11 protein-coding genes are annotated in these 10,428 nt (G+C 36.3%); 3 read left to right on the top strand and 8 right to left on the bottom strand.

Going from position 1 to position 10,428, the window contains the following annotated elements; translation table 11 throughout:
• Nucleotides 1–294: 294 nt before the first annotated feature.
• The gene (locus ACLI50_RS09005; RefSeq protein WP_202838881.1) at nt 295–621 is read right to left on the bottom strand and encodes a hypothetical protein; all 327 of its coding nucleotides are present in this window, start codon (nt 619–621) and stop codon (nt 295–297) included.
• A gap of 40 nt (nt 622–661) precedes the next feature.
• Here ACLI50_RS09005 and ACLI50_RS09000 point away from each other — a divergent pair, with 40 nt between their 5' ends.
• The 3 genes from ACLI50_RS09000 (at nt 662) to ACLI50_RS08990 (ending at nt 3,591) form a co-directional block, all read left to right on the top strand.
• On the top strand, nt 662–844 hold the full coding sequence (locus tag ACLI50_RS09000) for a C1orf53 family protein (protein WP_047434227.1): 183 nt from the start codon (nt 662–664) through the stop codon (nt 842–844).
• 1 nt (nt 845) lies between these two features.
• Nucleotides 846–1,373, top strand: a complete 528-nt coding sequence (locus ACLI50_RS08995; RefSeq protein WP_110011388.1) for a DUF4136 domain-containing protein — start codon at nt 846–848, stop codon at nt 1,371–1,373.
• A 427-nt stretch (nt 1,374–1,800) separates the two neighbouring features.
• Nucleotides 1,801–3,591 carry an endonuclease gene (locus ACLI50_RS08990; protein WP_411413594.1) on the top strand — a complete coding sequence of 597 codons (1,791 nt, stop codon included), beginning with the start codon at nt 1,801–1,803 and terminating at the stop codon, nt 3,589–3,591.
• Between the two features lie 205 nt (nt 3,592–3,796).
• Here ACLI50_RS08990 and ACLI50_RS08985 read toward each other — a convergent pair whose 3' ends face one another.
• The 7 genes from ACLI50_RS08985 to ACLI50_RS08955 form a co-directional block, all read right to left on the bottom strand.
• On the bottom strand, nt 3,797–4,516 hold the full coding sequence (locus ACLI50_RS08985; RefSeq protein ID WP_343642089.1) for a hypothetical protein: 720 nt from the start codon (nt 4,514–4,516) through the stop codon (nt 3,797–3,799).
• 118 nt (nt 4,517–4,634) lie between these two features.
• Nucleotides 4,635–5,408, bottom strand: a complete 774-nt coding sequence (locus ACLI50_RS08980) for a hypothetical protein (RefSeq protein WP_202838878.1) — start codon at nt 5,406–5,408, stop codon at nt 4,635–4,637.
• A gap of 4 nt (nt 5,409–5,412) precedes the next feature.
• On the bottom strand, nt 5,413–5,781 hold the full coding sequence (locus ACLI50_RS08975) for a hypothetical protein (protein ID WP_202838877.1): 369 nt from the start codon (nt 5,779–5,781) through the stop codon (nt 5,413–5,415).
• Entirely contained in the window at nt 5,762–6,322 is a 561-nt protein-coding gene (locus ACLI50_RS08970) for a LemA family protein (RefSeq protein ID WP_202838876.1), read from the bottom strand. The genes ACLI50_RS08975 and ACLI50_RS08970 overlap by 20 nt, the downstream gene beginning before the upstream one ends.
• Nucleotides 6,322–6,972, bottom strand: a complete 651-nt coding sequence (locus ACLI50_RS08965) for a hypothetical protein (RefSeq protein ID WP_310402985.1) — start codon at nt 6,970–6,972, stop codon at nt 6,322–6,324. Before ACLI50_RS08965 ends, ACLI50_RS08970 begins: the two co-directional genes overlap by 1 nt.
• 13 nt (nt 6,973–6,985) lie before the next feature.
• Nucleotides 6,986–7,585 carry a hypothetical protein gene (locus ACLI50_RS08960; protein WP_202838874.1) on the bottom strand — a complete coding sequence of 200 codons (600 nt, stop codon included), beginning with the start codon at nt 7,583–7,585 and terminating at the stop codon, nt 6,986–6,988.
• Between the two features lie 5 nt (nt 7,586–7,590).
• Nucleotides 7,591–10,422 carry an OmpA family protein gene (locus ACLI50_RS08955; RefSeq protein ID WP_411413593.1) on the bottom strand — a complete coding sequence of 944 codons (2,832 nt, stop codon included), beginning with the start codon at nt 10,420–10,422 and terminating at the stop codon, nt 7,591–7,593.
• Between the last annotated feature and the right edge of the window lie 6 nt (nt 10,423–10,428).

The following is a 10,428-nucleotide window of genomic DNA, read 5'->3' as shown; positions in this document are numbered from 1 at the left end:
CCAGATAGATTTTGAAGAAAGTAGGGTAAAAATCAAAGACGTTCACCCTACGCAAGCTAACTCAAGGTCGCTTTTATAAATATAAATGTATAAAAAATATTTGGAAGTTAACACAGAATCTAAAGCCGGATGAATTTTGATTTTTTTGAGTACTGCAATGCCAAAATATTCCGGTTATCTTGATGTGAAAGATCTTAATACTTCTGTCATTACAAAGAATAAATCGGAAGCCAGAACCCAGAAGCCTGAACCCGAATCTCGTAACCCGGAACTCCAATGCATCATGCCCTTATTCTAAAGGTATTTCCTGAAGTTCCACAATTTTCTTTTTCTGAGATAATTCAGGTTGTTTTCATTAGCATAGGCTTCTCTTTCAAAAGAGATTCTTCTGTAAGCCAGATAACCGTCCTTCAGTTTGAAAAACCAGTAATAATATTCAATACCATAGAAAATATAGAAGAAAATAACGAGCATTTCCAGTTGCTGCCGTAAATGAATTTTTTCGTGATTGATCAATACATTATTTTCCTTATCTTCGGGTTTCCTAATGAAGATAAAGGGAAAGAGAGCGATGCCATTAATTTTTAATTTTTTTAAAGGCTTTTGGCATACAATTATCATAGTAACAAATATAAAAAGTTTTTTGACTAGCATTTAACTTATGGCCCATTATGACATCAAAGAAGGTGAAGACTTCTACTATAATGAACAGGGGTACAAGGTTTTTACAGAAAAATTCCATCTGAAAAGAGGATATTGCTGTAAAAGCGGCTGCAGACACTGTCCTTACGGGTACGATAAAAAGACTGATACATTCATTAAAAGTGATAAAAAAAATAAATAAAATGAAAAAATATATTTTTATTTTGTTGGCATCTGCTACATTAGGCTTAACTTCTTGTAGCCCTTTTCAGGTACGTTCGGATTATGCTGAAACCGCCAATTTCAATTCTTACAAAACCTATAAAATAAGAATTGATGATCTAAAACTGAATGATATTGATAAAGACAGAGTGCTGAATGAGCTGTCGAGACAGCTTCAGAGCAAAGGACTTCAGTCCGGAGAAAACCCTGATCTGATTATCAACGTAAAAGCAAATCATAAAAAGATTACTGATATCAATTCCTCTTCTCCTTACGGAATGTGGGGATGGGGCGGACCATTCGGATGGGGTGTTGGTATGAACAGAACATGGACAACCAACTACAATGAAGGCGCTTTGATCGTTGATCTTATCGATGCAAAAAGCAACAAATTGGTTTGGCAGGGTATCGGAAGCGGAATTTCTGTAGATTCTCCAAAAGCAAAACAGAGACAGATTCCAGAAATTATGGCTGAGATTATGAAAAATTATCCGCCACAAAGAAAATAAGATGTAAGTCATCCATTATATAGCCGGTACGTTTGGTATCGGCTTTTTTTATGGATAATTATTTGTTTTTTCCTGCAGATAACACAGAATTACACAGATAGCCGTGATATAGTCTTCTGTTATTTAAGTTTTGGCTGAAGCCAGATGATAAACGTCTTATTTTAAACTGGGCTTCCTTTGTCTACGTTCTGGATTATAGCCCGATCCTATTGAATTTACAATATTGAGGATAGATTATAGAAAAATCATAATTCAAGATATAAAAAACTGAATCGCATACGAAACCTCATCGTTCATCATCATTCATCATCCATCATTTATCACTCATTATGCATTACATACAGTGTGTTTAAAATTAACAATTTTGTAATTTTTTATTCACAAAAATTGTGGTATTCTTGCTGAAACTTTATATTAAATATTAATTATGAAAAAAATCATTTTATTTTCTGTATTTGCGGGACTTGCCCACGCCCAGGCTCCTGCAGGATACTACAATTCTGCCAACGGACTTAGTGGTGCAGCACTGAAAACTGAATTAAGCAGCATTATCACCAACGGACATATTGATAAAGGGTACAGTGGGCTTTGGACAGCTTATAAAACCACTGATATCGATAAGGACTATGAAAATGACGGAACCATCCTTGATATTTATTCTGAAAGACCAGCAGGTAGTGATCCTTATACTTATACTCCGGGATCTGATCAGTGTGGAACGTATTCTACTGAAGGAAATTGTTATAACAGGGAGCATATTGTTCCTCAAAGCCTATTCAATCAAGCTTCGCCAATGGTTGCGGATATTCACTTTATCAGAGCTACAGACGGGAAAGTAAATGGAATGAGAAGTAATTATCCTTTCGGAAAGGTAGGAAATGCTTCTTTTACTTCACAGAACGGATCCAAGCTGGGAACATCTGCTTCTTCAGGATATTCAGGAACGGTATTTGAGCCTATTGACGAGTTTAAAGGAGATGTGGCCCGTATGATTTTCTATTTTGTAACCCGTTATCAAAGCAAGCTTTCTTCTTTTTCGTCAGGAAATATGTTAGGAAGTTCTGCGTTCCCGGGATTACAGACATGGGAACTTAATGTCCTTTTGGCATGGCACAATCAGGATCCGGTTTCCCAGGCTGAGATCAAAAGAAATAATACTTCCTATACTTTTCAGGGGAACAGAAACCCGTTTATCGACAATCCAAATTATGTTAACCTTATCTGGGGTTCCCAGCAGCCTTCAGGTGATACCCAGGCGCCTACTACAGCAACAGGTCTGAATGTTTCAGGAACAACTTCCAGCAGTATTTCTCTGGCTTGGAATGCTTCTACCGATAATGTAGGAGTAACAGGATATAATGTTTACATGAACGGAATTCTGCAAACTACGACAAGTTCAACTTCTACAACCATTTCAGGGCTTACGCCTTCTACAACTTACAGTTTTTACGTGGTAGCAAAAGATGCAGCTGGAAATTCTTCATCGAACAGTTCAACAGTTTCCGGTACTACTAGTTCTGGCGGTACTACTCCGGGTACTAGCTGTGCCAATGAAAATTTTGAAACCATTCCTGCAGCCAACTCTACTTATACAACCAGAACATGGAGCAATGGCGGCATTTCCTGGAGCGCAACGGATGCAAGAACAGACCAGACCATTAACAATAAAGCAATTACGGTAAGAAACGGTTCTTTAACTTCCGGCAGTTCTGCAAACGGTATTGGTTCTTTAACAGTAACTACACAGCTTAAATTCTCAGGAACCAATGGTACTTTTGATGTAAAAGTAAATGGAACAACCGTAGGAACTATTCCTTACAGTACTTCATCTACAACCACGACTATCAATAATATCAATATTTCCGGAAATGTAGTGGTAAGCCTGGTTAATACTTCATCAAGTAACAGAGTTGCTATTGATGATCTTTCATGGACATGTTATTCAGGATCAACAGCAAGAATGGCTCAAAATACAGCAGCAGAAACTACATCCAACAGTTTTAAAATATCTCCTAACCCTGTTACCAATCAGGAGATTTTTGTAAAAGGAGATCTTCAGAAAGTAAAAAAAGCCGAGATTTATAACCTTCAGGGGAAAACTCTTCAGACAATTGACCAGCCTTTCAGAAATGGAAATTCTATTAAAACCAGAAATCTTGGCCAGGGAGTTTATATTTTGAAACTGGATCAGGTGACGATGCAGTTTATAGTGAAATAGTTCAAATAGTCATTTGATATAAAAAATGCCAGTCTTTTTAGACTGGCATTTATTTTTTTAAACTCTAGCAGATTTTGTTGATTGAGCAGATCTTTTTAACGCAGAGATTTTATTTTTCTAATCTTTTATTTTAGAGGGTAGAGAGGAATCAGCAAGCTGATTTGACTAAGCGAATGTTCTAAATTCTCTGTTTATTTTATCTTAATTAATTCGCAGAAATTTTATCCAGATCCGGATATCCTGATCCTTTTAAAAGGTCTTTCCATTCTTTATTTCTGAACACGAAGAGGTTGCAGCGGTATTCGTCCGGTCTGTTATCTATTTTGGTTTCGCAGTAATAATAGAGCATATCTTTGCTTCTCCAGATCGCTACTTCCTGTCTGAGTTTGTTATGCGTCCGGATGATCTCATTATCTTTAACTTCAGATTCAAAACCTTCCCGAATGGTATCAAAACTAGGTTTCTGAAGTGTCTTGTTTAAGCTTTCCAGAAGTGCTGTTTTTTCCTGCTCTGTATAAATATCAAGCTGATACATTCCCAGTTCGTCTTCTTTTTCATTGGCAAGCGGGCCAATTTCCTGATCTACTTTTCCGAAATGTAAAATTACTTTGTTTGTATTTTTATTATTTTTTCCTTCCAGATCAATTCCGTTGAAGTGCAATAATTCTTTTGAAGCAAAAGCCAGCTTTTCATTTCCGATCAGGGTAACTTCACCGGTACGGACGGCTTCTTTTGCTGTTGCTCCGGCAGATTTTAAAATATCGTTGATATTTTGTCCTGCTTTCAGTTTAGCAAGATTGAATGGTTCGGTCTGAGTACTTCCTTCTGTTTCAACCAAAGACTCACTTTCTTTATTTTTCTGCTGGTCGCATGACGCAAAGCTCAGACAGATTACCGCTGTTAATACATATTTCAGATTTTTCATAATGTTAGTGTCCGGTTATCAATAATAAAACAGAAAAAACAGGATTCAAGTATCCGGAAAACGTTTTTTATTCATTTTTTAACTTCAAATTCCTATTTGTTTCATGAATATAAAACGCTTATATTATTTCAAATTCTTCTTTTCCTTCAGGTATATAAAATGAAATATCAAGCATCAGTTCTTCTCCTGTTTCAGGATTTTCCAGATATAAAGCAGACTCTCCGTTTATTTTTTTTAAAAAGGCAACTCTATTCTCTGCACATACAAACATTACGGCATCTTTGGAAACAGGCTGTATTTTAAATCCGGACTTGAAATCTTTTACAAGATCAGTAAAGCGTTCTTCCGATTCTGCTTTTGACAGATACATAGAAGCAGCCATATTTTCTTCTCTTCTGGAAATTGATTTCTTATAATCTTCAAATTTATTTTCTCTTATTAATCTTGATATATGATCATAAGCCTGCTCCAGTTTTTTTCTGCTGTCTTTAATATCCTGCAGGTTTCTCCCGTTCTGCCATGCCGAAAGCTGATAAGGAACTTCAGCTTTAAAGGAGCCAACATATTTGATAACCTGTTTCTTTTTGTCTTCAATAGCCTCTGAATGATAGTCTCCAAACTGTTTATCAAAAACAAAATCATTAGCCACATCAAAAAGTTTGACATTAAATTTCAGTTCTGATTTAGGATGCAGCTGTACATCGCCAATATTAGGTAAAATGGTTGCTGATATCGTCTGAACACCACTTTTCAATATGGCAAAATTGATAGGAATATTGGTGGCAACCTGTCCCTCAACATTCATATGAATCACAGGATAATCATTAATCCTTATTTCAAACAAACAGGCTGATGCACTGAAGTCGATCATATAATAAGGTTGTTGTATCATAATTTTAGTTTTTAATGATTTTAGACCAGTCTGTAAACATTTTACTGATGGTATTGGTATTGATGATGCTAAAACAAAACATTCCAAGGAAAATAGCGCTCCAGCACCACGCAAGTTTAACTCCGTTTTTATCTGTTATAAAAAAAAGAATGAGCATGGTAACCGTTCCAAAAAAAAAGGTGAAAAGCAAGGTATACAGTATTGCCTGAATGATATACATATTGAATTTCAGTTTCCTGAACACCCATCCTATGATACTCACCACCATAATCAGTCCTATAGGAAGAAGCATCGCCCCAAACAAAACAATTTCGGGTTTTTCCATCAGTATATTTTCATATCCGAAAAATGTATTAAAACTGAACTCCTTCATAATGTTTTTCCTGATTTGAAACGTCTAATAGGGTTTTGTCTTTATAGCCCAGCATTTTTGCCAATATAACATTGGGAAACTCATGAATTCCTATATTATAGAGGTTTACACTGTCATTGAAAAATTCTCTTCTGTCTGCTATTTTATCTTCCATTCCGGAAACTCTTTTCTGTAGTTCCAGGAAGTTATTGTTTGACAGCAGGCCGGGATAGTTTTCTGAAACAGCAAAAAATGATGAAAGTGCTTTTGATGTCTCATTGGCAAGCTCTGTTTTTCTGTCGGAATCATTGGTGTTGTTATAGGAAGTTCTTAGTTCTGTCAGTTTGGTAAGCAGGTCTTTTTCATGTGCCATAAACTGTTTGGCAACATTAACAAGGTTTGGAATTTCGTCTGCTCTTTGCTTCAAAATAACATCTATATTCCCATACGCTTTTTCCACATTGAATTTCAGCATGACAAGCTTGTTATACAAACTGATGAAAAAAGCCACGATGGCCACGATAAGAAAAACGGCGATAACAATTGCTACAATTTGATTCATTATTGTGATAAGATTAAAATCATTACGATAAGTATAACGATACAGGTGACAATAAATGACCTCAACAGGGGCTGGTATTTATTCCAGACTGAAATTCCTGCAACAGTGGTAATTCCTAAAAGCTTATGCCCTGTATCTTTTCTGATGAAAGCTTCTCCGTTTCTTGAATCGGCAGCTCCCACCAGAAGCATTTCCTGGCCGGATTTAAGCAATGTTTCCTTGTATCTTTTCTGTCCGTTATAACTTACATTGGTTTCTTCGATGAATATCAATTCTATGCCTTCGGGATGTATTTCAATGGTTCCTGAATCATCCTGCATCAGAAAGAGATTGCACTGGGTTTCTCTATGAATTGTTGTATAAGAATTTTTCCCTTCTTTATCTCTGGTTACATCTTCAATTGTATAATAATATCCTATGCATTCTTCTCTTGCAACGGGAGAAATCAAAGGTTCTTTCATAATAAGTTTTCCCTGAATTTCTACCAGCCCCATGGCCACAGATTTTATTTTGGATGTGGGTAATGATGCCTGAATTCTTAAAAATCTTTTTCTAGAATTAGGAAGTAGTAAAATAACTGCAATGACAGAAAGTATAACTAACGGTAAATACGTAATTACTTTTTCTGCATAATAATCATAATTATCCATCAATAAAAATCTGCTATGAAGTATACGTTTTTAGCAGGTGTACTGCTGCTGTTTCCTGCCCGTCTGCCGTCTTCACCTGATTGTCTACAATATAGAGAACAGAGGAAGTATTGGGTTTATTATTGGTGTATTCATAATATTGTACCAATACCATTGTTTTACCTTTCAGATCCCAGGCATAGGCTGCATTTCCCAATATTTTACCTTCACTGTTCTTTGCAGGAACTCCTGCAAGAACTTTAGGATTTTTGTATTGTGATTTGAGATAGGCTAAAAGATCGTTACCTGCAGCAGTATCTTCCAGTTCTATTTTCACGCCTTTAGTAAGCCTTTCTGTAGTATTGTTAATAAGTAATCCTACGGTGGAGTTTTTTACATTATTTTCTTTCTGTTCGGGAAACGATATATTTCCGAATTTATATCCGGAAACATCTTTGGTATAAGCTACAGGCAATGTAGTTACAATTTCCCTTGCTTCTGTCTGATATTTGGTGTCTTTCAGAACTTCTTTATATCCTTTGGAAAAATCTATTTTTTCCAGATCTGTCTTTTGTTGTGACTGGCATGATACAAACATGATAAAACACAAAATTATTAAAACTATCTTTTTCATATGATCTAATTTCTTATTAACGGAATATCGGCACTGAATCCGAAAAGTTCTTCAAGACTTTTGATGACATCAAATTTAGGTACAATTTCGTTAAATTTACCTTCTGCGATAATACCTTCGTCTTCTGAACTTCCTTTAAGTTCTGCCGGTTTTTTACTGCCACCTCTAGGTATTTTCTTTTTTGCAGACATTCCTACTTTTCCTTTAATCACATACTCAGCGTTGAGTCCATCAAATCCTAATTCCGGGCGGTAATTTAATCCTTTATCATCAAATTTCACACCATGCCCGAATGTAATGGAAGCTGATCCCTTTCCGCTCATTTCAAAATATCCTTCTACTTTCACAATGACAAGATTGGCTTCTGCTTTTGCCCAAACCCCTGCTTTTAATTCAATTTTAAGGGTATTTTTAGCTTCTATTTTTCCTTGCTTATCACTTTTTTCGCTTACAGTATTGAATGAAAAACCAATTGATGTTTTGATTTCACTTGAAATAACAAGATCAATGTAAACATCTGAACTCAGTTTAGCTCCGAAATCATCATTCCCAAACTCAACTCCTGTATTCATCTGGTCTTTGATCACTCCATACAACCTTACAGCACCTGGTGCTGCGGTTCCTCCACTCACGGCTCCTGCCACCAGTCCTACAGCTGTACAAAGGAGGTCTATTGTAACTTCTAATCCTATCAGGGGTTCTGCATTAAAAGATATATCAACCTTTGTTCCTAATCTTTCTATTTCGGTATTTTTCTGTTTGGCTCTTTCTAAAAACCATTCACCTTTTAGATTAATATTAGGAGGCTTGATTGCGAAAGTTACCGGAAGACCTTTAAAACCTATATTTCTAACCTGTCCTTTAGTTTTGTTGGTAATACCGTCAGACATTGCTCCCATTGATCCGAAAAGATCATAAAGCTTTTTGAATTTTCTCTCGTATTCTCCTTTAACTTCCTTACTTTTCTGAAAACTGCCGCTTCTATTCTTTTCCCATTCACTTTTCAGGCTGAATCCGAAGGAAGCATCCTTTTGTTTCCATCTTCTTTCAGCACCTATTTTACCGGCTTTAGCCTGTAGGTCTTTATGTTTTGCCGCTGGCTGGTTCTGCCATTTCACACTCAGTTCATTGGTAAGATTAACGAAGAAAGTAAGTGTCCATTTAATGTCCGGGTAAGCTTTGATTAATACGGTTGTTCTCTTTTCATTGCTAAAATACCTGCATGTATGTGCGTGAAGATGGAATTGATTGGGAGTGATCCACATCGGCCAGATATATTGTATAGGAAAAGCATTGAATTGTGATAGATCTGAGTATACTCCATAATTAAATGATGGTGTGGTAAATGTCTTTACAGTATCTCCTTTATCTATTGCCTGCCCTACATCTACCATCAGGACCTGTTTTTTATGTTTCCCTTTGCTGTCTCTGAAGCATTCATTGGTTTGAAAACCGGTAACATCAATCGTTATATCTTTCTTCATGGATACACTAGGTGCTGTCACTTCATAGTTAACCGTTTGTGCATCATGGGCATTGAATACAAATGAGATGTCTACTCTACGGTTATTTTCGTAGTCTTTCTCATTTTTATATTTTATATTATCTCTTCCTTTTTTATCGTCAGTAGGATCTACTTCTCCTTTTCCCACAGAGATGATTCTTCTTGGATCTAATCCACCGTCTGCAAAGAATTTTTTGACAACATCCGCTCTTCTCTGGGAAAGACCTTTATTGTAATTCTGCTTTCCGATTACACAAGCGTAGCCACTCAGATTCATGGTGGCATCTTTATGTTCTAAAAGGAATTTGAGTACATTATTCAGGATGGCGACTCCATCTTTATCAATTTCTGTAGAATCGAATTTATAAAAGATGGTTCTTTTAATATGTTCCTGAAGCGCCGGTGACTGTATTTGCTTTATACCATTACCATTATCAAAAACTTTAACGGTTGTATTATTAGCCTTTCCGTCTTTTATTTCACTTTCTGTGATTTTGATCACTTCAAACTTACAAGGTTCCAGTCTGACGGAATTTACATCCGGCTTATACACTTTAGTTGGTGTCTGGTTCTGGGCTCCGTTGGTATTGGTAGTAACTACTTTATTTTTTACATTCAGATAGATGGCATGAAGGTCATCTCCAAGCTTGTCTTTAATGTATTTTTTGGATGCAACATCTTTTACTTTAACATAGAACTCCTCTACATTCTGAATATTGTCCACATAAGCCATCCAGGCAAAGGTATTTTCTATTTTCAGATTCACTTCACCGTCTATTACCTGTACATTGTTATAGGTATGCACCAGTTTATCTGCTTTTGCGGACTGCTGATTCCACAATTCAATGCTGACTGTATTTCCATTGAGTCCTTCCGTCACGAGGTTCAGATGAACGATATGCCCATAGGAAATGTATTCGTTTTTTTTATTGTTTTTGATGCTTTTGCTGTTCTTCTGGGTAGACCATTTGCTGCTTACAATTTTGGGCTCACACCAGCCTTTTACAAATAGTCCTGTATTACCTTTAGGGTCTCTTACTCCTGAAAGACTGGCTTCAATATAAAACTGATAGCTTCCGCAGTACTGCTTACCAATTAAAAATTTATATCCTGTAGCAGAGGTTATCTGATTGATGATAATTTTTTTGCTACTGTTCTGCCTCATCCAGGTAAGAGGTTTCTTTTTGTCGGCATCTGTGGTGCCCGGCAGCCATTCGTCTACACCAAACTGCACCCACTGATCCGGTTTTATGGTAATCCTTTGCCCTAATACAGACATTTTGGGGTAATACAATCCGCTTACAACTTTTATTTTTTTTACGCCTTTTGCCATTTTCTT

It is taken from the genome of Chryseobacterium cupriresistens (assembly GCF_046614675.1).
GTDB lineage: Bacteria > Bacteroidota > Bacteroidia > Flavobacteriales > Weeksellaceae > Chryseobacterium > Chryseobacterium cupriresistens.
The sequence above is the reverse complement of the archived record's forward strand: the minus strand, read 5'-3'. Positions and strand labels throughout refer to the sequence as shown.